At 64.1% G+C, this 24,195-nt stretch carries 16 protein-coding genes; 6 read left to right on the top strand and 10 right to left on the bottom strand.

Annotated elements, in window-relative coordinates; translation table 11 throughout:
* Positions 1-42 precede the first annotated feature (42 nt).
* The 6 genes from AC1VVK_RS22125 to AC1VVK_RS22100 are packed head-to-tail and all read right to left on the bottom strand — an operon-like array spanning position 43 to position 10,644.
* Positions 43-1,083 (bottom strand): family 8 glycosyl hydrolase, encoded by a 1,041-nt coding sequence (locus tag AC1VVK_RS22125; RefSeq protein ID WP_482905346.1) that lies wholly within the window; start codon positions 1,081-1,083, stop codon positions 43-45.
* A gap of 19 nt (positions 1,084-1,102) precedes the next feature.
* Positions 1,103-1,564: a cellulose biosynthesis protein BcsD gene (gene bcsD / locus AC1VVK_RS22120; RefSeq protein ID WP_482905345.1), complete on the bottom strand. Its 462-nt coding sequence runs from the start codon at positions 1,562-1,564 to the stop codon at positions 1,103-1,105.
* Positions 1,561-4,980: a cellulose synthase subunit BcsC-related outer membrane protein gene (locus tag AC1VVK_RS22115; protein WP_482905344.1), complete on the bottom strand. Its 3,420-nt coding sequence runs from the start codon at positions 4,978-4,980 to the stop codon at positions 1,561-1,563. Before AC1VVK_RS22115 ends, bcsD begins: the two co-directional genes overlap by 4 nt.
* Positions 4,977-9,470: a UDP-forming cellulose synthase catalytic subunit gene (gene bcsA, locus AC1VVK_RS22110; protein ID WP_482905343.1), complete on the bottom strand. Its 4,494-nt coding sequence runs from the start codon at positions 9,468-9,470 to the stop codon at positions 4,977-4,979. Before bcsA ends, AC1VVK_RS22115 begins: the two co-directional genes overlap by 4 nt.
* On the bottom strand, positions 9,467-10,201 hold the full coding sequence (locus tag AC1VVK_RS22105; RefSeq protein ID WP_482905342.1) for a cellulose synthase operon protein YhjQ/BcsQ: 735 nt from the start codon (positions 10,199-10,201) through the stop codon (positions 9,467-9,469). The genes bcsA and AC1VVK_RS22105 overlap by 4 nt, the downstream gene beginning before the upstream one ends.
* Entirely contained in the window at positions 10,201-10,644 is a 444-nt protein-coding gene (locus AC1VVK_RS22100; protein ID WP_482905341.1) for a hypothetical protein, read from the bottom strand. Before AC1VVK_RS22100 ends, AC1VVK_RS22105 begins: the two co-directional genes overlap by 1 nt.
* Positions 10,645-11,097: 453 nt before the next feature.
* Here AC1VVK_RS22100 and AC1VVK_RS22095 point away from each other — a divergent pair, with 453 nt between their 5' ends.
* Complete coding sequence (locus AC1VVK_RS22095; RefSeq protein ID WP_482905340.1) at positions 11,098-12,996, top strand: putative bifunctional diguanylate cyclase/phosphodiesterase; 1,899 nt, start codon at positions 11,098-11,100, stop codon at positions 12,994-12,996.
* 223 nt (positions 12,997-13,219) lie between these two features.
* Here the strand turns inward: AC1VVK_RS22095 and AC1VVK_RS22090 are convergent, their stop codons facing one another.
* Positions 13,220-13,351: a helix-turn-helix transcriptional regulator gene (locus AC1VVK_RS22090; RefSeq protein WP_482905339.1), complete on the bottom strand. Its 132-nt coding sequence runs from the start codon at positions 13,349-13,351 to the stop codon at positions 13,220-13,222.
* A gap of 250 nt (positions 13,352-13,601) precedes the next feature.
* Between AC1VVK_RS22090 and AC1VVK_RS22085 the strand changes: the two genes are divergently transcribed.
* The gene (locus AC1VVK_RS22085) at positions 13,602-16,097 is read left to right on the top strand and encodes a putative bifunctional diguanylate cyclase/phosphodiesterase (RefSeq protein WP_482905338.1); all 2,496 of its coding nucleotides are present in this window, start codon (positions 13,602-13,604) and stop codon (positions 16,095-16,097) included.
* A gap of 157 nt (positions 16,098-16,254) precedes the next feature.
* Positions 16,255-17,043, top strand: a complete 789-nt coding sequence (kdsA, locus tag AC1VVK_RS22080) for a 3-deoxy-8-phosphooctulonate synthase (RefSeq protein ID WP_482906754.1) — start codon at positions 16,255-16,257, stop codon at positions 17,041-17,043.
* A 21-nt stretch (positions 17,044-17,064) separates the two neighbouring features.
* Here the strand turns inward: kdsA and AC1VVK_RS22075 are convergent, their stop codons facing one another.
* From AC1VVK_RS22075 to AC1VVK_RS22065, 3 genes are all read right to left on the bottom strand, one after another.
* A complete protein-coding gene (locus AC1VVK_RS22075; RefSeq protein WP_482905337.1) occupies positions 17,065-17,931 on the bottom strand; it encodes a 3-deoxy-manno-octulosonate cytidylyltransferase in 867 nt (288 codons plus the stop codon).
* Between the two features lie 11 nt (positions 17,932-17,942).
* Positions 17,943-18,980: a KpsF/GutQ family sugar-phosphate isomerase gene (locus AC1VVK_RS22070; protein ID WP_243652464.1), complete on the bottom strand. Its 1,038-nt coding sequence runs from the start codon at positions 18,978-18,980 to the stop codon at positions 17,943-17,945.
* 265 nt (positions 18,981-19,245) lie between these two features.
* Positions 19,246-20,289 carry a phytanoyl-CoA dioxygenase family protein gene (locus AC1VVK_RS22065; RefSeq protein WP_482906753.1) on the bottom strand — a complete coding sequence of 348 codons (1,044 nt, stop codon included), beginning with the start codon at positions 20,287-20,289 and terminating at the stop codon, positions 19,246-19,248.
* A 149-nt stretch (positions 20,290-20,438) separates the two neighbouring features.
* Here AC1VVK_RS22065 and AC1VVK_RS22060 point away from each other — a divergent pair, with 149 nt between their 5' ends.
* Genes AC1VVK_RS22060 through AC1VVK_RS22050 form a run of 3 tightly spaced genes read left to right on the top strand, consistent with a single transcriptional unit; the run spans position 20,439 to position 24,166 of the window.
* Positions 20,439-21,647, top strand: coding sequence for a DUF2279 domain-containing protein (locus AC1VVK_RS22060; RefSeq protein WP_482905336.1), 1,209 nt, complete (start codon positions 20,439-20,441; stop codon positions 21,645-21,647).
* 27 nt (positions 21,648-21,674) lie between these two features.
* Entirely contained in the window at positions 21,675-22,520 is an 846-nt protein-coding gene (locus tag AC1VVK_RS22055) for an inositol monophosphatase family protein (RefSeq protein ID WP_482905335.1), read from the top strand.
* The gene (locus AC1VVK_RS22050) at positions 22,517-24,166 is read left to right on the top strand and encodes a capsular polysaccharide export protein, LipB/KpsS family (RefSeq protein ID WP_482905334.1); all 1,650 of its coding nucleotides are present in this window, start codon (positions 22,517-22,519) and stop codon (positions 24,164-24,166) included. The genes AC1VVK_RS22055 and AC1VVK_RS22050 overlap by 4 nt, the downstream gene beginning before the upstream one ends.
* The last annotated feature ends 29 nt before the right edge of the window (positions 24,167-24,195 follow it).

The following is a 24,195-nucleotide window of genomic DNA, read 5'->3' as shown; positions in this document are numbered from 1 at the left end:
AGAGGAGTCGCGCCCTTTCGGTTTGCTTGCGGCCGTTGCCGCCTATCGAACGAGATGCACGCCGCTCAACAACTGGAGCGACGCCGAATAGTAATCGTCGGCCAGGATCGCTGGTTTTTGTGTCCCGAGCAGCAGACTGGCCACCGCCGCGCCGCCGCTCGAAATCGCGTAGGGCGCCTCTTCACCGGTCATCACGTCGATCCACGCGGGGATCGGGCGACCGGCAGCCGTGCTGGAACGCCAGTACGCGTCGACATCGTCCACGAGTGCCGGACGCCCGCCCAATGACGCCCAAAGCGGTACCCGGATCGCGTCATATCCGAAGCGCGGCGGCTTGTCGGGCGCCGGCGCGAGCTGGGAGGGCCCCGTAATCCTCATCCAGTCCACCGGCAAATGGCGGGTTCCGAAGCGGGCAATCTTCGCGATCGCTTCGCAGTCGGCGATGATCGGCCCCCACGGCTGTTGCCCGTCGATCAGCGCGAACGCATCGAGCGCGGGCCAGACGAAGTAGGACGAATTGAGCGTAACGCCTGCCTCATTGGCAAAGCCCTCGATCCCGGGCAGCAGGAGCTTGCGGCCATAGCGCTCGATAACGCAGTGGCTGACGATCGCAGCGCGGATCTCGGCCGCGCGAGCGGTGTATTCCGGGCGATTCCAGCGCTGGCCGGCGAGGCCGAGCGCCCATGCGATGATGATATCGCCGTCGGTCGCATTGTTGCGATCAGCCACCGGATTGGCGGCGGTAGGGTCAAAGCGCCAGGAATGAAGCGCCACATCAGGGCGGGCGAGGTGTTCGCGGGTCCACTTGGCGATCCGGTCGAACGCCTCGCGGTCTCCGGCGTCGAGCGCGAATGCCAGCCCGTAGCTCTGACCCTCGCTGTGGCTGACACCCTTGTTGCCGGTATCGACGATGCGGCCGTCCTGCGAGAGGAACAGCTCGCGATAGCTGCTCCAGGTTGCCGGGCGGCCGGGTGTGCGGCTTTGGGCGCCGCCGTTGCAGGCTGCCGTCAGCGTCAGCATCGCGGCCAGGGTGAATTTCCTGCGGTCGATGCGCGGTCCTCGGAACGTCTCGTCGCTAGCCATTTTCGCGTCTAATCCTCGTTCAGCGTCCGTGACGCACTTCGAGCAGATCGTCCTTCCATACGGCCACCGTGCGCAGCGCCTCACCGCTTCCCAGCGCCCGGAACCAGGCGTCGTAGGCGCCTTCCAGAACCCCCAGCAGCATGGCCTGCCACGAATGGCGCAAGTCGGGCACGACCGGCTCCGGCAAGTGCACATGGCGCACCGTAATCGCGTCCTCGCCGACCACAAGCTCAATCTCGCCCCAGTCGAGATCCTGCCAAAAACCATTAATCCGCGATTGCAGCGTAGCCACATCGCTGACGTCTTCCAGCGGAACGAGCGTGGCCATACGACGCCCGATCGCCACGAAGAACGCCCGCGCCTGCCCAGCGGGCGCGCTTTCGCCCACTTCGGCGGCTGTCATCGTGGCCAGCAGCGCAAGGCCGCCCACCCCGGTCAGATCCCCTTCGTGCCGAGGGGATGGAAATGCCTGGAACTTCATCTGCCGGTGCTCCCGAAGTTCTGCCGTACGCCGAACACGCTACGGAACTCATCATAACTTCCGAAGGTATTATAGCTCGCTTCACCGCCGATGCGGGTTGTCGGCGTAACCTTGTAGTAAAGCGAGAGCAGGGCCGAAAGCGCAAAGCCGGTCTTGCTGGTTTCATCGTAATAGGCGCGCACGTCGTTGTCGGCCAGCTTGTAGGCGTCAAGCTGGGACTGAAGGGCGGGATCGTTGGGGTAGAGCGGACTGGCATCCTCGCTATAGCTCTGGAAACCGGGCGTGAACGAAGCGCGCAGATCGAAGCGCTCGTCCTGGAAGGTGTAGTTCACCGGGAAGCCCACGCTGATGAAGCTTTGCGGGCTGAAATAGCCGCCGTTGCCCCAGGTGAAGGTGTTCTGGCTCTTGTCGTAGGACTGATAATTGACATTGAGGCCGACCGTCAGGTTGCCCCGAGGGCTGGCATAAGCGCGCAGATAGCCGCCGACATTGGCCTCGAACCCATCATTGCGGATGACCTTGGTGCCGTCGAAACGATAGTACCGCCCCTCGCCGTAAACACCGCTGCCGTCGTGGTCATAGGAAAGCCCTGCGGCGAAGGCCGTGCGCATCACCTGGCCCCAACGCGCCTTGGTCACCGGGTCGACGGTACCGGCGTAGGACAGCACACTGTCTGTAACCGGCTTGCGTTCGATCATGGCACTAGCGCGCAGGCTGTTGTCTATCTTCGGGGTGACGGCGGCGTGGAAGGCGACTTTGGTCTTGCCCATGCCGATCGGCGTCGTGCCCACTTCGCCCTGAGCCAGATCGCTCTCGTAGCCGATCGAGACGGCAGCGCCTGAATCGTTGACACTGCCCGGGCCGGTAAACACGGCCTCGGTCTGGGAGACTATATTCGCGGCCTCCACCGTGGCGTTCTGCCCGAAGCGCGCCTGCCCGGACTTGCTGGGAGAGCCGGCGTCGATCACCGTCGCTTCCACTTTCGCGTAGACCCGGCCGCCGAGCACGTCGGTCGACAGGCGCGCGGAGCCCTTGATCTCATCCAGACGGCTCAGGCCCTTTTCGCCGGAACGCTGGCGGTAGCCGGTCTCGATATCGGCGCGCGGGCCAGTTTCCTGTGTCAGTGCCGCAAGCTTCGACTGGATCTGCGCCATGACCGGATCGCCCGGCACGGCAGTGGAGGGCGGTGCGCTCACCGGGAAGCTGGAGGTCGGCGCCGCGCTTACGGAACCCGCGCCATAAGCGGGGCTGGCATAAGCCACGGCGCTAGTGCCCGCCATGGGGGCGGACGGTGCCACCGGCATCGGCGAAGATGCCGCGACCGTGCCCGACGGTAGCCGCGTGCCCGAACCGAGCGCAAAGGGATTGACCGGTTGCGGCGCTGCTACCGCCTGATTGCGGAACGGGTTGGCCGAACCTGCCGGGCCCGTCGTGCCAAAGGGATTGCCCCCGGCCAGCGCATTGGCGGAGCCCTGCTGCGCGACATAGAGATCGCGAGCATCCCTGAGCATGCGGGCAGCGGCGCGGTTGTCGCCTCGGGCTTGTTCGACCCGCGCCAGTGTCATGCGTACTTCGTAGTCCTGCGGGAAAGCGCGCAGCACATCGGCCTGGGCCTTGCGCGAGAGGTCGCCATCGCCGGCTGCCTGTGCCGTTTCAGCAAGACCAAGCAGGGCGTCGCGGTCGCCGGGCTTGCGGGCCAACACCAGCTGCCACGTCTGCGCAGCGCGGGCGGACATTCCGCCGGTCTGGTAGAGCCGGGCGAGACCGGTCAGCACATCGGTGCTATCGGGCGAGGCGCTCCACGCCGATTGCAGGATATCGAAGGAATCGGCGTAGCGTCCTTCGAGCCGCGCGTGGTCGGCCTGCGAGACCATCAGCGAGGCATTCATCCGTGCATAGGCGCGCTGACCTTCGGGTGAATTGCCCGCCAATGCGCCGGCGCGCTCCAGCGCTTCACGCGCCAGATCGTCACGGCCGACGCGCGCCAAGGTGCCAATCAGGCCCTCGTAGTCCTCCACGCTGGTAATCTGCCCGCGCATCGCGTTTTCCGCGACCGCGCTGGCACCTGCGGTATCGCCCAATTCGTAAAGGGCATTGGCGATGGCCGCCTGCTTGCCTGCCGGAATACCGCTCATCCCGCCGAGTTCCCGCAGCGAGTTCAGCGCTTGTGCGGATTGGCCTGCCGCCGCCAGCCCCTTCGCGCGTGCAATTGCCTCGTCGGTTTTCACGCTTACGGCGAAGCTACGCATCGGCGCAGTTCGCTGGGTTTCGGGGATCAGGTCGATCAGGCGGGCTGCTTCTGTCGGACGGCCCATGTCGGCATTGATCAGCGCGGCGGCGTAGAGCGCGTCGGGTTGGCCCTTGTTGACCAGCGAGCGCACCAGCGCCTCGGTCTCAGGAATGCGGCCGCGTTTCAAATTGAATTGTGCAAATTCGTAGCGGATCCATGGATCTTCGGGATCGAGTACGAGCCCGGCCTGGAATTCGCGGATAGCGCCCAGATCGTCGCCATTGGCCGCCGCTGCCATGGCCCGGCTGCGTGCCGCGCGCAGTTGCAGGCGTTTGTCGTCGGTCGCGCCCCCGCCCTGGCTGGCCTGACGGTAGAGATCTGCCGCATCGGCGTGGCGCCCTTGCTGCTCATAGATGTCCGCGAGCAGTTCCAGCGCGGGCGCGGGTTGCGCATAGCCGGAATGGACCAGGGCCTCGGCCTTCTGCTGTGCTCCCGTGGCATCTCCGCGTGCCAGAGTGTCGCGCGCGTCCTGAAGTCCTGCGAAAAATCGCGCCGAAGCGAGGCCCTGCGCCCATTGTTCCGAACGACCAAGGCGCGAGGCCTGATCGAGCAGGCTGGCGGATTCCGCGAAACGGCTCTGTCGCAGCCGCACGATGCCGAGGCCGCCAAGCGCATCGGCATCGCGGGAATTGATCGCCAGCGCCCGCTCGAACTGGCTGGAGGCACCGACCAGATCGCCCTTGTCGAGCGCGGCGAAGCCGGCGACGCGTGCCTGCCCACCACGGTTCGCAGCCGTCACGGCGGGGCTCGGCGGCGTGGGTGCCGGGGCGGGTTTGCGCTGCGCGGGGGGAGGCGTGGGCGTGGCTGGCGCCGTCGCTCGCGGCGGCGTCGGGACCGCGTTGCGCGGCGGTGGCGGCGGCGCAGCGGGAGCCGGACGTGCGGGCGCATTCCTCATCGCCGCGAGCACCTCCGGATTGTTCGGATCGATCGCGCGCGCGCGGCGCAGCGCTTGCTGGGCCAGATCCTCTCGCCCTTTCGAGCGCCAGTACTTGGCCTGTTGCAACAGTGCCGCGACGCCGGCCGTCTCTGCAACTGCGACGCCCGTACCGGCGCCGAGGCCGATCGGCGCCGCGCTCAGCAGCAGGGCAAGGCCGGTGAGGCGCAGGCTCTTCGTCGCAGACATCATGCGGTTTCGTCCGGGTTGCCGAGGCGGCGTTGGGCCTGTCGGCGGAAGTAGAAGTAGGCTGGTCCGGCAAGGATCACGGCGAGCGCGAGCGCGCAGATTCCCATGAGCATCGGCCGCTGGCTGAACCAGTAGGCCATTTTCATCCAGATCGGCAGCGAGCCGGTCCAATAGCGGTCGCCGATCGCGAAGCTGCTCATGCCGTCTCCGCGCGTGACCGCCAGATCGCCCTGGATCGACGCGTTGATCTTTACGTCCGCCATGCCATCGACCAGCGGGGGGAGCGCGGCCGCATTGTCCGCCAGAAGGGCAACCACCGTGCGGTCCGACGCGAAGGGCGAGCGGAAGCTTACGATCCCCGAGAACCCACGCGAGTTAAAGACCAGCGGCGCCGCTGCCATCGGATCGTCACGCTGCGTGCCGCCGAAAAATGCAGTCAGATATTGCATCGGTGAACGCTGGGAGACTTCGAGGTGTCCGTTCACGTAACGCACCGGCGCGCGGGAGAACAAGTTGCCGATCCCGGCCAGTTCGGCGCGGCCGACGACCAATACGTCCTGATCCGCAAGCTGTTCGGCATCGACTGTCGACGTCACGGTGACGGCCGTCACTGGCACGCCAGTCGAGTCCCCGAACCGGCCCATCAGGTCCAGGAATGCCTCGACCGATGCGGGCAGGGGATTGTCGGACATGACAACGGTGGTCTCACCAAGATCCGGCGCCACGGTGAAGGGGAAGCCGGCACCGGCGAAAGTCGCAAGATCCGGCATGAGGATCGCGTGGTAGGCCGAAGTGAAGTCGATCGTGCTTGTGGGATCGACCGAAGTGCGGACGTTCTCCGGCAGGGTGCCGGTGCACTTCTTCTTGTCGGCGATGACCAGATTGTAGTCGAATGTCAGCTCATTCTGGCCGAACAGGTTGTAGCGCGGCAGGATGATCGAGGCGTCGGAATCCTGGCTCTTGGCCCCGCTTTGGCCGAACAGTTCCTCCCACCATCGCGAGCCCAGCGGCAACGACTTCAGGTACTGTCCGTTGAGCGACACGTCGAGGCGGGAGGCGCGCTTGTCCAGCCACTGCGCGACCGGATAGCGATAGCCCAGATTCAACCGTCCGCCTTCACGCGGCCAGAAGAACAGGTCGGGCGCGACGCGGAAGCTGGCGCTCAGCGTGCCGGGGCGGAAACCCATGCCTTGCAGCGCATAGGCCGGCATGATCTGCCCAAGCTGGACCGGATGATCGGTGGTGATCCACCGCAGCGCGCCGTAGCGCGACCAGGTCGGGATGCGAACGCCGTCGAAGGCCATGCGCTGGCCGCCGAACACGCCGCGTCCGAGTGCCACCGCGCCCGTGGCAAGGCGCAGTTCGCCGTCGCTGCGGCCCATGAACACCAGCAGCGTGCCGGTGGGATCGGCAGGGTTGGTCATAACCGCCGCCGAAGGGCCGGTGATCGGGGCCAGCGTGAGCCCCGGGATCGACTGGCCGGCCTTGAGGAATACCACTGCGTTGCCCTTGGGCAAGGCGCCGTAGACCGGTTTGAACGAGAAGCGGCGATAGCTGGCCATCGCGCCCAGCCACGAGGCCGTGGCGGCGGACGCCTCCAGTTCACCCTTGTGAGGTGTGCCCGCGTACACGAACGGCATGCGCAGCGGCGCGTTCTGCCCCTTGTCGAAGAACGGCAGCGGCAGTCTCGCAAGATCGGGCCCGAAGGCGAGCGGCTGATAGTTGAAATCGATCCACGAGCGCACATTGCTGATGTTCGCCCAGAGCACCGAATTGAACGGATCTTCGCAATCGCGGGCGTAGTGGCCGACAAGGCGCAAGTTGAGCTGGTTATCGCCCGGCAGGAAAAGCGCGGGATTGATCGGAATACGCAGGACCTGCCCGCCCGCATCGCCCCGCGTTAGCGGCAGGGTTTGCACCACTTCACCGTTCACAATGACGACGAGGTGGCTCATGTCGTCAAGCATCTGCGGCGACCAGGCCATTTGCAGGGTCAACACGGCCGAAGTAACGACGCGGTCCTGCCGCATGCCGAAGGGAATGCCGATTTCGCCCTGCGTACCTTGCAGACGGATCGGGCTGGTGATGCGCATGTCCTTGAGCGTCAACCGCTCCGCGATGCCGCCCGGCGCGGGAGCGGGTGACGCTGCGGCCGGGTCCGCCGGTGCCGCGGGCTTTGTGGCCGCCTTGGCGGCGGGCACGGGCGCGGCATGGACCTCGCGGGTGCTGAACACCATGGTCGCCAGTCCCAGCCCCAGCGCGGCAACCAGCGCGGCGGCCTTGGCGAAACGCCGGAACGGGCGTTTCGGCGCCTTGGCGGAGCCTGGCGTGCTGTCCTGCGGATGGAAGGGATCGGAAGGTTCGACGGGAGCGAGAAGGGCGGCCTGTTCGCGCATGACGCGCCGTTCGGCGAAATTGAGGCGCAGCATGCGTTTGATGGTCACCATGTCGACAAGGATGATATCGGCGAGCGAGCGGATCCCGTGGACCTGCTCGTGGGGGCCCGAGGGCTGCCAGGCGTCTGCGCGGCCCATGACTGCGCGAACGAGATGGCGACCAGCCAGAACGTCAAGCTGTTCGAAACGGACGTAGACGTTGTTGCCGCTGGTGCGCAGCGTCTCCACCGGGATCGAGAGCACTTCGTCGCCCATGGCCATTGTGATGTGGCCAACCGCAAGGTTCTGGATGGGCTGGCCGGCCGGCAGAGAAAGTCCGGCGCCGCCCATCGAGATATCGATAGTGCGCGCCGCCAGCACGTGGCCCGAGGTGAGGTAGGCCGTCACCGGCAGCTCGACCGGGATGCGGATGTCTCTGCGGGCCTGCCGCGTCTCGCGCGCGACGGAAACCGCCGCTACCAGGATGATCAGGCTGAACGATGCCCATGCCGCGTTCAGCACCAGCGTATCGGTCTGAACGTTGAACATGTAGGGGAAGAACAGCCATTTCACGACGGCCAACACGATCCCCATCACCAGCAGCCCGATGCAGATCAGGTGCGGACGCACGATTGCCCAGTCGAAATAGGTGCGGTCCAGCAGGCTGCCCTTGTCGGTGACATTGAACTTGCCCTTGCGGGGCTGGAAAAGCGTCATCAGCGTCGGTTTCACCAGGTGGAAGGCCAGGATCGTTTCGTAGACCTCGCCCCAGAACGGCCGTCGATCTCCGCCCTGCGTGCGCAAGTTGGAGGCCGAGGCGCAGAACAGGTGCGGCATGGCATAAGCGAAGATCAACGAGGCCGAGGCCTGGATAATGTTGAGACCGAAAATCAGGTAGGCGAGGGGGCTGGTCAGGAAGGCGATGCGTGGCAACGGATACTGGAAGTGCAGCATTGCGTTGAGGTAGCAAAGCCGCTGCTGCCAAGTCAGGCCGCGCCCGAACAGCGGGTTATCGATGCGCAGGATCTGCGTCATGCCGCGTGCCCAGCGGATGCGCTGGCCAACGTGGAGTACCAGTCGCTCAGTGGCGAGGCCTGCGGAAAGGCGGGCGCTGACATAGGCAGTGTTCCAGCCCGTGCGCTGCAGTTTGAGGGCGGTGTGTGCGTCCTCGGTCACCGTCTCGCCGGCGAACCCGTTGGTCTCCATCAGCGCCTCGCGCCGGATGATCGCGCAGGATCCGCAGAAGAAGGCCGCGTTCCACAAGTCGTTGCCGCCTTGCACGGGGCCGTAAAACAAGTCGCCTTCGCCGGCCATGTCTTCGATCACGCCGGCAAGATTGCGCTGGACCGGATCGGGCGAATACATGTGGTGCGGCGTCTGCAACAGGGCAAGGCGCGGGTCCTTCTGGAACCAGCCCACCGTGAGTTGCAGGAAGGCGCGCGTGGGCACGTGGTCGCAGTCGAAGATGGCGATCAACTCGCCGTCGGTCTTGCCCATCGCCGCGTTGAGATTGCCCGCCTTGGCGTGCAGATTGTTATCGCGGGTGATGTAGCCGCACCCCGCCTCGCGCGCGAAAGCGCGGAATTCGGCACGTTTGCCGTCATCTAGAATGAAGACGCGGTAACGGTCGGCCGGATAATCGAGATCCATCGCCGCGAACACCGTGTTGCGCACGATGCCCAGGCTCTCGTTGTAGGTCGGGATGTAGATATCGACGGTAGGCCAGTTCTCCGGATCACCGGTGGGTTCGATCACCGGGCGGTCGAGCGGCCAACTCGTCTGCACGAAGCCAAGGACGAGGATGACCCACGCATACAGTTCGGCAAGGTACAGTCCGCCGCCGAGCAGGAATTCCGGCAAAGTGCCGAAGGCCAGCGTCTGGGTGGTTCGCCAGAACATATACCGGGTGGAGATCAGCACCGCGAGCAGGCCTAGCGCCAGCGAGCCCTTGCGGCCCGGCCAGCGCCGTAGGACAAGAGTCCCGGCGATCGCCACTGCCGCGAATATCCACTGCGCCCGAGTATCGAGCGGCACGCCAACCACCATTGCGGCAATCAGCACGATCGGCACAACGGCGAGGTACCGGAACGCCCTGCCGGGCAGAATTTTACCGCTCATGCAGCGCGGCTCGCGGTCGGTGCGATCCAGGAGGCGGCGGTGGATTCCAGCGCGGGTAGAATTGCGCCGGAAATCGCCCGAGCATCGTGCAGCGCCGCGCTGGCCGGAGCGTAGCGGGAGAGGGGTTGCAACATGGCCATGGCTTCGGGGACGGCCTCGTCAAGGCGGATACGCCCGATCAGCCGCTGCCCCGCCAATTCGCGCACGAAAGCGGAGCCGTGCCGGGACAGGCGGCGCGTTTCATCCAGTGCGTTGATCACAAACGCCGTGCGCAGCAGACCCTCGCTCCCGGTTTCTCCGAACATCTGTGGCAGCAGCGCCAGCGTGTCGGGTTGGGCGGTCAGGGTGCAGAGGTGGGCGCAGGCATGCTCGACCAGTCGCAGCCCCGCGCGGAATTCGCCCGAGGGCATGTCCACCACAAGCACGCGGTCCTTGCCCGGCGTCAGGTAACCAAGGTCATTCAGCATCGGCAGAAGGTCGGCGTCTTCGGCCGGGCGGTGCCAGTGGCGCAAGTTGATGCCGCCCACCAGCACGGCTTCGTCGGCCGGAGCGGTCAACGAGGGGAGGGATATCGCCTGCGAAAGTCCGAAATGTAACGCCATGGTGTCGCGCGCGGCCATTGTCAGCACCGTCACGTCGGCGCCTTCGGCAGCAAGGCCCATGGCGAGGTGTGCGGCGACGAATGTCGTCCCGGTGCCGCCCTTCGGCGCATGGCATAGGACCATTGGCATCAGTTTTCTCCCTGCTCGCCCGGCTTTCCGCGCGCGTCTCCGCCCGATTGCGACAGGCGACGCAGCAGGCCTCGAATGTCCTGCGGGGGGGGCGGGGCAGGCACTTCTTCAGCGGGCAAGGCAGGCTGGGTGCCTTGCTCGTAACGGCTGAACAGGACCTTCAATGGTTCCTCCGCCGGTTTGGTCAGGGGGCTCGCTGACGTGCCGCTCAAAGTGCCTGGGTGCGGAGTGATCGAGGGCTGGGTGCGTTCGGCTGCCGGGGAAGAGGCGCCGACTCCGTTGCCCTGCGGTGTTCCCGGATCGAGCGCCTGAAGGCGAGGATCGCGCAGGAGGGATTCCAGGATCGGCCAGAGCTCAAGATCGGTGAAACGATCCTCGAATTCGCGATAGGCAAAATCGCTTCGGCCCAAACGGTCCAAAAGGTTTCGGGCATCGATGCGCATGCTGCGTTTCCCCCTATCGTCACGGCAACATCATTAAAATTGGTTAATATCTAGTTTACGCGGAGCGAAAAGTTCAAAAGCCTCGCGCCGCGAATTTTCTGATATGGTGCAGCGATTGTGCCGCAGCTGGCGCGTGGCGGATAGGATACCCGTTCGGGCTCGTTTTGGGCCCGTGAACGCTCCGTCCGCGGGGTTCCTCGACGCGCATTTTCCTCTCTCATTCCCCTGATATTGCGCCCCAATTAGCGTTCGGACTTGAATGCACCGGATTCTTCCGTGGTTCTTGAAGGCGCCAATGTCATGTAAAGGAGTGCAAAATCGTCACGAAGGCGGAATGGGAACGCGCAAAGTCGATAGGGGTTCCAAGGAGAGGAACCTGGTAATCGAGGGGCGGGCCCCAAGAACATCGGGACACCTCCTGACAGGAGGATCGCGGGACAGAGGAAACGGCGGGTGCAAAAGGACGGACAGCTTGAGCTACCGGTGGCCCAGTACCTGCGGCTCAGGCGCCATATCCCGCCGCTCTACGGCGTGCTGGCGATTAACGTTGTGGCGCTGGCATTCACCCATAGAGCTACCGCGCCCCTATACCTGACCCTTGGTGTACCCTTTCTTCTGGTGCTGGCCTGCCTCCAGCGCATCCACGTCTGGACGCGGCCTGTAGCCCCCGCTGCCATTGCCGTGACCGAGGCTGAGCGCCTGATGCGCCGCACGACTTGGCTGGGTATCGGAATGGCGCTGGGCTTTCTGGCCTGGGCGCTTGTCCTCGACCAATATGGCACGCCCGAGCAGCGCGGGCACGTGATGCTGTTCATCGCCGCGACCATGATGGCCTGCATCTTCTGCCTCACCTACCTTCCGCGCGCGGCGACAGCGATCGGCGTGATCGTGATCTGCGCGTTCACACTCTACTGCGTGCTACAGGGCAGTGAGGAGCGCATCGCAATGGCGCTTTCGATTGGGGTGGTGACGGGGCTGATCCTCTTCGTCATCCGCGATTCCTTCGCCGCGTTCGTCCATCTTGAGGCCTCACGCGATGCGCTGATCGCCGGGCAACGGCGAGCGGAACGCCTTGAGGCGGAAAGTGCCCGGCTTGCCCGCACCGACGCGCTCACCCAATTGCCAAACCGGCGGCGGTTTCTGGAAGATGTCGAACAGCGCCTCGAAGGCTGCTCACCCGATAAGCGCTTTTCGATCGGCCTGCTGGATCTCGACGGTTTTAAACCCGTCAACGATACCCACGGTCATGCGCAAGGGGACCGCTTGCTTCAGGCAATCGGCGGGCGGATTGCGGCCTTGTGCGACGGCAAGGCCACGGTCGCCCGGCTAGGCGGCGACGAATTCGGCGTGATCGTTCCCGCCGCGATCGACGCGGCGCAAGAACTCATGCAGAGGATCTGCCTGACGGTCCAGGAACCGGTGGAACTGGGCGATACGCTCGTTTCGGTCGGCGCTTCGGGCGGGGTGGCGGCCTATCCGGATTCCGGCCGGGATGTGAACGACCTGTTCGACCGGGCAGATTTCGCGCTCTACTATGCTAAGCGGCATGCACGCGGCAATTGTCTGAAGTTTTCGGCGGAGTTCGAAAACCTGATCCGCGCCGACCACCTTGTTGAATCCGCGCTTCAGTCGGCCGATCTGTCGAACGAAGTCTCGCTGGTCTTCCAACTGATCTACGACGTGGAGAAGATGGTGCCGGTCGCCGCCGAAGCGCTGGCCCGCTGGTCTTCACCGATCGCGGGGACAGTGGCGCCGGAAATGCTGGTATCCTGCGCCGAACGGCTCGGAATTCTGCGGGTTCTGACGTTGCATTTGTTCGATCTCGCGCTGGCGTCGGCCGCCGTCACGCCGGAACATTTACGCATTTCCTTCAACCTTTCGGCCGGAGACCTGACCAATCCGCAAACCATAACCGGCATTCTGGACCGTATCGGCGCCTGCGGCATCGACCCGCACCGGCTGGTCTTTGAAGTCACCGAAACCTCGCTGATCTCGAACTTCGGTACTGCTGTTCGCGAGCTTCAACACCTGAGGGAAACCGGCGCAAAGATAGCGCTCGACGATTTCGGCACGGGCTTTTCGTCGTTCAATTCGTTGCAGCAATTGCCGCTCGACGTGCTCAAGATCGACAAGAGCTTTGCCGACCGTTTGGAGGATATTTCATGCCGCCGTGTGCTGAACGGTATTCGGTCGCTAGCATTCTCCATGTCGCTCGATTGCGTGATCGAGGGCATCGAGACCGAGGAGCAGCTAACCGCCGTCCGTTCGCTGGGATTTCGTTTCGTGCAGGGCTTTCACCTTGCAGCGCCTCGTTCGCTGAAGGACATCGCCGCGCTTGTGGGCCCGGATTAATTTAACATAAGATATATTATCATCCTGATCCGGTGTAAGCGCAACTTAGAGATGTCACCCCCCGCAATTTAGAGATGTCACCACGCTGGGACGTCTCGTGGTCCCGGTGGCATAGTCCTCCCTGTTTGCTGAGAGGACGCGCTTATGTCGGTGGTGGCTATGAGCCATGGCGAGCTTTCACGATACGATACGCTGCTGCGAGTGGGCGTGTTCCACCGCCAGATCAGTCGATCGGCAGCCCGAAGACTAGCGCAATGGCGTAGGCGAGCGAAAGCGAGGGATCATGTTTACCGTTCTCGATCAGGTTGATGACCTGGCGCAAGACGCCTACGCTACCGCCAAGCCCAGCCTGCAATTATTCATGTCCGGTCTCTGCTCATGTAAGGTATGCCGAAATTGGGCGATGGAAGTGTCAAGAGAAGCTGACATCAGCGAACGGAAGGGCCGCATTTCCCTTGCGCCACCGATTCCAGCCCATTTTTTATGCTAGTTTCTCCTTCCGAACCAATGTCTTCCTGGAAACTTTGGATTAATTAACCAAATCTAGCAGAAATGCCGGGATATTGCCCTAATAAGGTCGCACACATCCCCCCGAAGAAAGCCTGATGCTCCTCATCCTGCAATGCATTCGTGACCGGCACGATTTTCCGCTCGTCCTGTTGGCAGCGCTCGTCTGTGCGCTGACCGCGATCGGCACGGTACGGCTGTCCCGGCAGATCCGCTGGGCCCATGGCCGCGAAAAGACGGCCTGGCTGGCCACTACCGGCATTGTCGCCGGACTGGGCATCTGGGCTACCCATTTCATTGCCATGCTCGGCTACGATCCGGGATTCGTATTCGGTTACGATTTCGCTGAAACCGCCGCCTCGCTGGCCATCGTGCTGGTGACGTCGGTCGCCGCATTGCTGCTGGCAGCCCGTTTCGATTCCAAAACAGGGTCGGTTTGCAGCGCCTTGCTGATGGGCGGCGGCGTTGCGGCGATGCACTATCTTGGCATGGCCGCGCTTGAAATGCCCGCGATCATTCGCTGGGACCTGGGCTACGTGGTCGTTTCCGTCGTGCTGGCGATTGCCCCCTTCACGCTTGCGATCCCGCTGGCCCTGCGCGGCCAGTCGGCCGGCACGGGAGCGGCAGCGGCGATGCTCATGGCCTTTGCTGTCGTGCTGCTCCACTTCACGGGCATGACGGCGATCTCGTTGATCCCCTCGCGCGCGGACTTCTCATCGGACACGATGATGTCGCCCCGCGCGATGTCGCTGTGGGTCTTCGTTGCCGCGTTCAGCACGTTGGCAATTGCCGCGACGGCGGCCGCCATCAGCCGCCGCGCAGAGATCATGATGCGCCGCAACGAGCGCCTCAACAACGAGAGGCTGGAGCTTGTCGGGCGCCGCCTCGATCTTGCGCTGGAGAACATGCATCAGGGCCTGTGCCTGTTCGGCGCGGACGGGCAGTTGGTCCTGTGGAACCAGCGTTTCCTCGAGATGTATCGGCTTGCAGCCGGCGATATCCGCCTGGGCATGACCATGCGGGACATTGCCCAGGCGGCCATCGGCAATCGGGCGCCTCCCGCAGAAATCGAACGGCGCGTGATGCGTGTGCTCAACAATCTGGATGCCGCGCTCGAAAGCCACGGCCGCGCGCCCGATGTTTCGGAATATGACGATTTCGTCGTTTCGGTCCGTTCGCGCCCCCTCCCCGACGGCGGCTGGGTCTCAACCTTCGACGACATTACCGAACAGCGCCGGACGGAAGCGCGGATCGAGCATCTGGCGTTGCACGATGGGCTCACCGGCCTACCCAACCGAAGCAAGTTCAATGACCTGATGGACCGCGCGATCGACATCGCCGCTCATTCCGGCGCGCGTCTTGGGGTGGTCGTGCTCGACCTCGACGGGTTCAAGGAAATCAACGATTCACGCGGCCATGCCGCCGGTGACGAGGCCCTCAAGGCCGTCGCCACCAGCTTGCGGGAGGCCATGCTGGAGGGCCAGAACGTCGCGCGCCTTGGCGGCGACGAGTTTGCCGCGACGGTCCTGTTCCGCGAGAACCATGAACTTGCCGATTTTGTCGATCGCATCTCCACCTGCTTCAACGGGCCTTCCGGTTCGGGTGCGGGCGATTTCGTCGTCAAGGCCAGCTTCGGCGTCGCCGCCTATCCGGAGGATGGACTGGACCGTGAGCAGCTCTGCAACAATGCCGACCTTGCCATGTACCGCGCCAAGGAAAACCTCGGCGAGCGTATCTGCTACTACGAAAAGGGCATGGACGAGAGTGCGCGCTACCGGCGCCAGATCGCGGCAGATCTGCGCGGCGCGGCAGAACGCGGCGAACTGATCATCCTCTATCAGGCGCAGCGCACGCTCAAGGACGGCTGCATCAGCGGCTACGAGGCGCTGTTGCGCTGGCATCACCCAGCCCGAGGCCTTGTCACGCCCTGCGAGTTCATTCCTATTGCCGAAGAGACCGGAGAAATCTTCGCCATCGGCGAATGGGTCCTCCGTCAGGCCTGCCGCGAAGCTGCGCGTTGGCCCGAGCACCATATGGTCGCCGTCAATCTCTCTGCGGTGCAGCTTGGCCTGCCCAACCTTCCCGAGATCATCGCCGGCATTCTCGTAGAGACCGGCCTGCCGCCGCGCCGCCTTGAACTCGAAATTACCGAGACCGCGATCATCGGTGACAAGGCGCGCGCCCTGCACATCCTGCGCAAGCTCAAGGCTATGGGCGTCAGTATCGCCATCGACGATTTCGGTACCGGCTATTCGTCGCTCGACACGCTGAACTCGTTCCCGTTCGACAAGATCAAGATCGACAAGTCCTTCGTTACCGGTTCGGAAGACCGCCCTCAGGCCCGCGCCATCATCCGCGCGGTGCTTGCGCTCGGCCGTAGCCTTGACGTGCCGGTCCTTGCCGAAGGCGTCGAGACGCACTTGCATGTCGATCTGCTCCAGGCCGAGGGCTGCGATCAGGTCCAGGGCTTCCTGTTCGGCCGCCCGCAATGCGCGCCCAGCCTGATGGCTGCCGCCGGAATGGAGGTCGACGGCGCCTCCGCAGGCAGCGCCGCCGCCCATATGCTCCACAGCGCCGGAAGCGCCCCATCTTGACACTTGGGCCCGGCGATTGCTGATGGAATTGCCTGCCGAAACCGAACCGGACGGCCTTAACCAGACAGGCAGCGGTTCCCCCTGCCACGACGAGGACATTGCCTTGCCCACCGCGATCAGCATTTCACCCGAAGTCACTTTCGCCAACGACCTGCCCATGGTGCTGATCGGCGGCATGAACGTGATCGAGGGGCGCGACATCGTGCTGGAAGTCGCTGCGGAATTCGTGCGCGTTACCGGCGAACTCGGCATGCCCTATGTGTTCAAGGCCAGCTTCGACAAGGCTAACCGCTCGTCCATCGGCTCGTTCCGGGGGCCGGGACTGGAGGCCGGGCTCAAGGTCCTTGCCGAGGTCAAAGAGCACTTCGGCGTGCCGATCCTGACCGACGTGCACGAACCCTTCCAAGCCGAAGCCGTCGCGGAAGTGGCGGACATTCTCCAGCTTCCCGCCTTCCTGGCGCGCCAGACCGATCTCGTCGTGGCGATTGCCCGCACCGGCCGAGTCATCAACGTCAAGAAGCCGCAGTTCCTTGCTCCGCACGAAATGCGGCACATTATCCGCAAATGCGAGGAAGCCGGCAACGATCAGGTCCTGCTGTGCGAGCGCGGCAGCTGTTTCGGGTACAACAATCTGGTCGTGGACATGCTCGGCATGGACGAGATGAAGGCCATGGCGCCCGTGGTGTTCGACGCGACCCACGCCCTCCAGCGCCCGGGCGGGCGTGAAACCAGCGCCGACGGCCGCCGCACGCAGGCAGCGACCCTTGCAAGGTCCGGAATGGCACTCGGAATCGCCGGGCTCTTTCTTGAGGCTCATCCCGACCCGGACGCCGCGCTGTGCGACGGACCCTGCGCGCTTCCGCTCGACAAGCTGCGGCCTTACCTTGAACAGGTTCAGGCCATCGACAGTCTAGTCAAGCAGTTCGCGCCGCTCGAAATCGACTGAATCAAGGCCTTCCGGCGCGCGTCAGACGATGCCGCGCGCCTTCAGGATGCGTTCGATCACGGGCTTGTCGCCCGGATTGTTGAGTTCGATCGCGTCCCATTCGAGCGGATCGAGGGTAACGACCGAAACCGGCAGGCCGAGGTCGAGGAAGCGCAACTGCTCCAGCCCCTCCAGCTTTTCCAGTTCGCAGGCCGCTGCCGCCGCGTAGAGTTCGAGCGCGGCGGGGCGATAGGCGTAGAGCCCCAGGTGAAGATGGACCGGCGGGAATTCCATCGCCGCCGCTTCGGGGGGCAGATAGGGAAGCACGCGTTTCGAGAAATAGAGCGCTCGCCCGCGGCCGTCGATCACCGCCGTCGTGCCGCCGACGCGGCCTTCGGCCTGATCCTGCGTCAAATGCGCGTAAACCGAGCGCGACGCGCGCACTGCGGGGGTTGCCATCACGGCCTCGGGATCGTGCGACAATCTCTCGACCAGACGCGGGATCACGCTGGCCGGAGAGAGCGGCGCATCGCCTTGCAGATTGACGATGACATCGGCAACTGGCCCGAGCCGGGTGATCGCCTGCGCACAGCGTTCGGTGCCATTCGCGCAATCGGACGAGGTCATGACGACTTGGCCGCCAAAGCTTTCGACTTCCTCGGCAATCCGGTCGTCATCAGTGGCCACCCAGACGCTAACCAGCCCCTTGGCCGCGCCCCCAACCGCCATGGCGCAGTCCCAGCTGCGACGGATGAGGCTGCGTTCCTCGCCCGTGGCCCCGGTCAGCCGAACGAGCGGCTTTCCCGGGTAACGGGTGGAGGCATATCGGGCCGGGATGAGGATGGCGAAACTGACATCGACGGGGTTGGTGCCCACCGAATTGGTGTCCGTGCAATTTTCTTCGAGCATTGAGTTGTTTTTCAGGTCAGTCCGGTGCGCAGGAAATCATGGACATGGATGATCCCGATGGGGATCTGGATACCGGTTGCCACCGAAGCATCCTGAACGGGAACGCAGCACGCCTCATCTTCCGCCACCACGAAGGCGCAAGTGATCTTAGAGGCATTGAGGAAGCGCAGCGCATCCTCGGCAGCCATGCCCGCGCGCAGCACGCGAGGGCGGCGGGTCATCACGTCTTGCGCGCGGACCTGATCGAGCGTGCGGAAATGGCGCCGCAAATCGCCGTCGGTAATGATGCCGACAAGCCTTCCGGCAGCATCGACAACCCCGGCGATGCCGAAGCCCATCGATGTCATGCGGGAAATGACTTCTTCCATCGGCAGGTCAAGCTCGACCAGCGGCAACTTGCCGTCGCCGTGCATCAACTGCCCGACCGATGCCAGTCGAAGACCGATCGAGCCGCCGGGATGAAGCTCCTTGAACCCGTCCCGAGAGAACCCGCGCGCATCCATCAGGACCATGGCGATGGCATCGCCGAGCGCAAGTTGCTGCGCCGTCGAACTGGTCGGCGCGATATTCGACGAGCAGGCCTCGGTGGCCTGCGGCATCAGGATGCAGACCGTGGACCGGCGATCGACCAGCGAACCGGCGCCGGACGTAACGCCCACCACCGGGATGCCGCGTCGTTCGGCGTGGTCGTAGAGGACCTGGAGTTCGGCGGTATTGCCGGAATTGGAGAGCGCGAGAATCACGTCTCCCTCCACCACCATGCCAAGATCACCATGCGCCGCTTCACCGGGGTGAAGATACATGGCGGGCGATCCGGTTGCAGAGAGGGTTGCCGCAATCTTGCGACCGACATGACCGGACTTGCCGATGCCGGCAACCACGATCCGGCCCGAGGCCAAGCTCAGCAATTCACAGGCGGAGACAAAATTCCTGTCCAGCGAAGTCGCGAGGTGATCGAGCGTCCTTGCTTCGATCCGGATGACCTCACGCGCCCGTGAAAGTACGCTTTCGCTTCCCCCGACCGCCATCAGGACCACTGAAGATGACAAGACAACTCCCCTTTTCTTGGCGGCTTCGAGCATGGGCTCTTTCGCTGCACTGCACAATAAGTAATGCCTAACATATTCTGTTAGGCAACTTAATCACGCAGACTTAACACCTATTGCAACCTACGTAGGCGCGGCGTTGCAGCATGTAAATCCCTGCAAACCCTCGACGTCACCGCTTCGTCGCAATTTCGGCGGCGTTACCCGCAATACCAGCGAAGTATTGTTAAAATTCTGTAGTTGCGAAGCCGGATTGCCAAAAGAGACCTCACGAGTCGCCCGGTTCACCTGCGGCCTTACGAATTCCGACGGACTGCCAGGGCTGGCCGATCGTTCCAGCGAAACGATCGCGCAACGCCCAGAGCCAGCCGACCCGTCTTTCTGCAACGCCGCGAACGCTGAGAAGATCCCCACCGAGCCACGGCAGGAATGGATTACGCCGCGCATAGGACCAGATCTCCACCCGCTGCACCGCCCGCACTGAGGCACCTCGCGCATGGAAACCCAGTGTATCGGCTACAACCAGCGTGTTGCCGGGGATCGCGAAGACTTCCGGCTCCGACAATCCCATCTCGGCCAATTCCGCGGAATTCACGCGCGGCGAGCCGCGACCGGAGAGGCGGTCCATTTGCTGCGGGCCGACAAGGCTCCGCCGATATTCCCAGTCGAGACGTTCGGGCGTGAGCCGGTGCGAGCCGCGTACATAGGTAAACGGCGCTTCGTCGTGCGCCACCGGATTGAGGAACAGCCAGGCCTTGAGCGAGGAATGGAACGCATCAGCGTGGAGTGCTTCCTGAGGATCGTCTCCCTCCCCCGGATCGTGCGTCACGATCGTCTGGATGTAGTGTAGCGGCGTGATCCGGAAGCCCGCCACGTAGGCGAACAGGGCCTTCAGGTCGGCACGCTCCAGTTGGCGGCGCAGTTCCGGGATGGCTTCGAGCATGGCAGGATCGATCGCCAAGCGCCGCGTTATCGCATCGCCCTGACGCATTTCCCGGGCCGGGCCGCGATAATCGAGGATCGCGCCACGCAGGGCTGCGAAGGTTTCAGGCGCGACAAAATCGGAAATCGCCACGAAGCCGTCACGGTCGAACGCCTCGCGCCATTCGGGGCGAACGCGCCGGGCCAGACGGCGGCGGCGCCAGGCGCAGAGGCTTCCTGCAAGCTGCACGCGGACGCGGTGCAAGCCAAGGCGATTCAGACGGCGGGATCCGAGAAGCGGGTTATCGAGAAAGCTCTTTGCACCGGTTCCCAGTTGGACCATCCAAATCGGAAACATGAGGAACGACTTGACCGATTTGAGAACAATCATATGAAATAGAAAACCAATCTCGGGGGGCGGCTCGATGGCCTCCCTGTTTGGCATTTGGCAACCTTTTTCGCAAGGTTCGGTTCCGGGACTGTGTCCGGCACGTGAGCGTTGTGCGGCGGCAGGGGTCAGGGTGACATGGATTGATGAGGATGGGTCCAGGCGCACGCACGGTTCTGGCACTTGCGGGTTGCGTAGCGGCAACCCCGGCCTGCGCCGAGATCACAGCTTCGACAGGCGACACGGTTCCGGTCGTTACCAGCGCGCCGCCTGACAGCCAGGGCGCGGCGGCTTCTCTTGAACAGATACCCGTCACTCTACCGGTTGCACCATCCGAAACCCTCGTCGGCGTCGAGCCCATCGCCTGGAATCTCGGCGATGCGCTGGATGGGAACGCACCGCAGGCTTCCGCCGAAGTCGCGGCCATGGCGGCATCGGGGGGCGAGCCGGCCAATGTCGGTATCGGCGCGGCCGGATTCGGCGCGGGCGGTCTCGAAGACGTCAGCGGCGATAGCGTCAATGGCCCGGCCGATCCGCTCAAGCGCCGCTGGTCGGACCATATCCCGCGCGACCAATCCCAATATCGCACGTTTTGGCAGCAGGCGCGCACTGTCAGGACCGAGGCCCTGATCGGCGTTGCCTATTTCACCCTCATCAGCTCGCACAAATTCTTCAAGGAAACCGCGCCGTTCCACTTCAAGGACGAGGGCTATTTCGGCAAGGACACCGAAAATATCGGCGTCGACAAGCTTACCCACGCGTTCGACACGTACTTGCTCGCGGAATTCTTCCACAGCCAGATTCACCGGAAGACCGGTGCGACGGCGGGCGATGCGATCACGGCAGCCATCATCGCGTCCGGGCTCATGGCCTTCAACGAGATTTCGGACGCGATCGAGCCAGACAGCGGCTATTCGCTTCAGGACGTCTCGATGAACATCGCCGGTGCAGCCCTGTCGGTTTTGCGCAATACGGTGCCCGGCATGAAGGAGAAGTTCTCCTTCAAGATCGAGATCGTTCCCAACAGCAATATCTACAGTATTCAGGGCAAGCCGCACTATGCGCAGCAGCGCTTCATGTTCTCGCTCAAGGGCGCAGGATTCAAGGAATTGAACCACTCACCGCTTCGCTATCTGGATTTGCAGGTCGGCTATTTCGCTTCGGACTTCTCCAATGCCGACAAGGCGGCGGGCGTAGATCCGAAGCGTCACCTTTTCTTCGGCGTCGGGCTGAACCTTGGCGAACTGCTGTTCGGAAAGTCGCAGTCCCGCCTCGGCAGAGTGGCCTATACCGTGCTTGACTACTTCCAACTTCCCTATACGTCGCTGCGCTACGATACGACCGGACGGGTCGGTTATTGATCCCGATTATCGGCGCATAAAGGGCAAATGATGACGGACCGGCTCACACTCGCGGTGGAGCAGGCAATGCGGGAAGCGGCGGAAATTGCGATCATGCCTCGCTTCCGCACGAGCGAAGCCCACGTTCTCGCCGACAAGGGTGAGGACGGCAACACCGAGCCCGTAACCGCAGCCGACCGCGAGAGCGAAGAAATCCTTGCCGGGCGCCTTGCCTCGCTTATCCCCGGCGCAGGGATCGTTGGCGAGGAAGCGGTTCATGCCGACCCCGCGCTGCTGGACAGGCTCGGTTCCGGGGCGTGCTGGCTGATCGACCCGCTCGACGGCACTGCCAACTTCGCTGCCGGACAAGGCCCCTTCGGCCTGCTCGTCGCTCTGGTCGAGGACGGGCTGCCGGTGGGGGGCTGGATTTTCGATCCGCTTTCGAACCGCTTCTGCGCGGCGCTGGCTGGCCATGGCGCCAGCGTGAACGGCAAAGCCTTCAAGGCTGCGGAGGTCCCGCGAAAGCGCCCACTGGCGGCCGTCACCCGTCTGTTCGCTAACCGCGCCTCGCGCGAAACCCTTATGGACGCGCTGGCGGCCGACTATGATGTCATCGACAGCCCGCGCTGCGCCGCCGACCAGTATCCACGCGTGGCGATTGGTGAAAACGACGTGACACTGTTTACCCGCACCCTGCCCTGGGATCACGCGGCCGGTGTCGTTCTCCTCAATGAAGCCGGCGGGCGCGCAGCCCGGCCGAACGGCCAGCCCTACCGCTGCGACGATCAAGGCGAAGGCCTGATAGTCGCCACTTCACCGCGGCAGTGGGAGGCGATGGCAGAGCAACTCGTCGCTCTTGGATGCGATCTCACCAGCACCAGCGTAGCAGCATGAACAGCCTTCCATTCCTGCGCATTCCGCCCTTCCCGGCCCACCGCGCCGCGCCGCTTGCGATTGCCCGTGGTGACGCGGATCCGGTGGATCCGGCAGCGCCCGAGAGCCTGCTCGCCGCACTGAGGGAGCACCAGGTGGGCGGCTCGTTCTGGGGGACACAGGCCGATCGGCTCGCCGGGCGAGACGTGGTGCTTTCCGTCACCCGTGCCGGGGATGCTCCCGCAATCCTGGCCTCCGCGCGCGAGTCCGGACTGCACGACCGGTCTGTCCTGATCGGCTCCGGCGCGTCAGGGGACGGCCTTCCCACCCTGCCCGCGAAGAGCGATCCATGGTTCGTCTGTGCCGGCGCCGCTCAAGTCATCGCGGCGGCTGACGATGAAATCGCGCTCGTCGCCGCGATCCTCGGCATTCCGCTTACCGTAATCGGCGAAGGACGTTTCGCCGCGCTGGGCAATCCCGATGCGCTGGGTTCGGTACTCTCGCAGGAACTGGACCGTCGCTGGCGCTATCGCAGCCCCTTCGACGGTAGCGAGATCGACGCGCTTAAAGCAATCGCCATGCTGGGACGCTGGCGCACATTGATCGACGCCAACCGGCGTGTTGCCGCCGTCCATGGCATCGCGCGCTGGAAGCGGATCACGGCGGACAACCTGTTGTGGGACGGCTCCGGCGCCGTCCGACACGACCGCGCCGTTCAAAACGGCCCATCGGCTGGCAATGAAGTACTCGCTTGGATCACTCGCAGCGATGCCAAGGCTCTCGCTGACCTGAAAGCCAAAGGCGTGACCATCGGTGAGATCGAGGACGGCATGATCCGCTCGACCGGTTTGGGCGCCAATTGCGTGCCTCCGCTCTCGATTGTGGTCGATGTGCAGGGCCCGCATTTCGATCCGGCGCAGGCCAGTTCGCTCGAAACGATCCTCCAAAGCGCCGAGATCGACGCCAGGACGCTGGCACGTGCAGCAGCGCTGCGCGAGCGGCTGGTTCGCGCCGGGATCAGCAAATACGGGCAGGACCAGACCCTCGCGGCCGTGCCCGACCGTAAAGATGGCTGCCGGATCGTGCTGGTAACCGGGCAGGTCGAGGACGATCGCTCGGTGCTGTGCGGCGGTGCCGGTCTGGGCAATCTCGAACTGCTCCGGCGTGCCCGCACGCAGGAGCCGGCAGCCCGGATCATCTTCAAGCCGCATCCCGATGTCGAGGCGGGCCATCGTAAGGGCCATGTTCCCGATGCCCAAACGCTCGAACTGGCTGACGAGATCGACCGCAGTTCGTCGATTGCGGCGCTGCTGGACCGGGTCGATGCGGTCCACGTTCTCACCTCGCTGGCCGGCTTCGAGGCATTGATGCGCGGCCGCGAGGTGGTGACCCACGGCGTCCCCTTCTATGCCGGCTGGGGTCTGACCCGCGACCTCGGGCCGGTTCCTGCCCGGCGCACGCGCCAGCGGACGCTCGACGAGCTGGTTGCAGCCACGCTCCTCCTCTACCCGCGCTATCTCGATCCGGTGACGCGCCTGCCGTGCGAGGTGGAAGTGCTGGTGGACCGTATCGCGGCAGGTCAAGCCGATGTCCGATCCCCCCTCATTCGCCTGCGGGAATGGCAGGGGCGGCTGAACAGGTTGCTGGGCTGGAGAGATCGACGATAGCGGCGAGGACACCTGCGGCCTCGCTTGCC

The sequence above is a fragment of the Novosphingobium sp. BL-S-32 genome (genome assembly GCF_056857055.1).
This window is presented reverse-complemented; position numbering and strand designations above follow the sequence as displayed.

Coding starts and splice junctions, on each gene's coding strand:
- AC1VVK_RS22125 (WP_482905346.1), bottom strand. CDS start 1,083: ATGGCTAGCGACGAGACGTTCCGAGGACCGCGCATCGACCGCAGGAAA.
- bcsD (WP_482905345.1), bottom strand. CDS start 1,564: ATGAAGTTCCAGGCATTTCCATCCCCTCGGCACGAAGGGGATCTGACC.
- AC1VVK_RS22115 (WP_482905344.1), bottom strand. CDS start 4,980: ATGATGTCTGCGACGAAGAGCCTGCGCCTCACCGGCCTTGCCCTGCTG.
- bcsA (WP_482905343.1), bottom strand. CDS start 9,470: ATGAGCGGTAAAATTCTGCCCGGCAGGGCGTTCCGGTACCTCGCCGTT.
- AC1VVK_RS22105 (WP_482905342.1), bottom strand. CDS start 10,201: ATGCCAATGGTCCTATGCCATGCGCCGAAGGGCGGCACCGGGACGACA.
- AC1VVK_RS22100 (WP_482905341.1), bottom strand. CDS start 10,644: ATGCGCATCGATGCCCGAAACCTTTTGGACCGTTTGGGCCGAAGCGAT.
- AC1VVK_RS22085 (WP_482905338.1), top strand. CDS start 13,602: ATGCTCCTCATCCTGCAATGCATTCGTGACCGGCACGATTTTCCGCTC.
- kdsA (WP_482906754.1), top strand. CDS start 16,255: ATGGTGCTGATCGGCGGCATGAACGTGATCGAGGGGCGCGACATCGTG.
- AC1VVK_RS22075 (WP_482905337.1), bottom strand. CDS start 17,931: ATGCTCGAAGAAAATTGCACGGACACCAATTCGGTGGGCACCAACCCC.
- AC1VVK_RS22065 (WP_482906753.1), bottom strand. CDS start 20,289: ATGATTGTTCTCAAATCGGTCAAGTCGTTCCTCATGTTTCCGATTTGG.
- AC1VVK_RS22060 (WP_482905336.1), top strand. CDS start 20,439: ATGGGTCCAGGCGCACGCACGGTTCTGGCACTTGCGGGTTGCGTAGCG.
- AC1VVK_RS22055 (WP_482905335.1), top strand. CDS start 21,675: ATGATGACGGACCGGCTCACACTCGCGGTGGAGCAGGCAATGCGGGAA.
- AC1VVK_RS22050 (WP_482905334.1), top strand. CDS start 22,517: ATGAACAGCCTTCCATTCCTGCGCATTCCGCCCTTCCCGGCCCACCGC.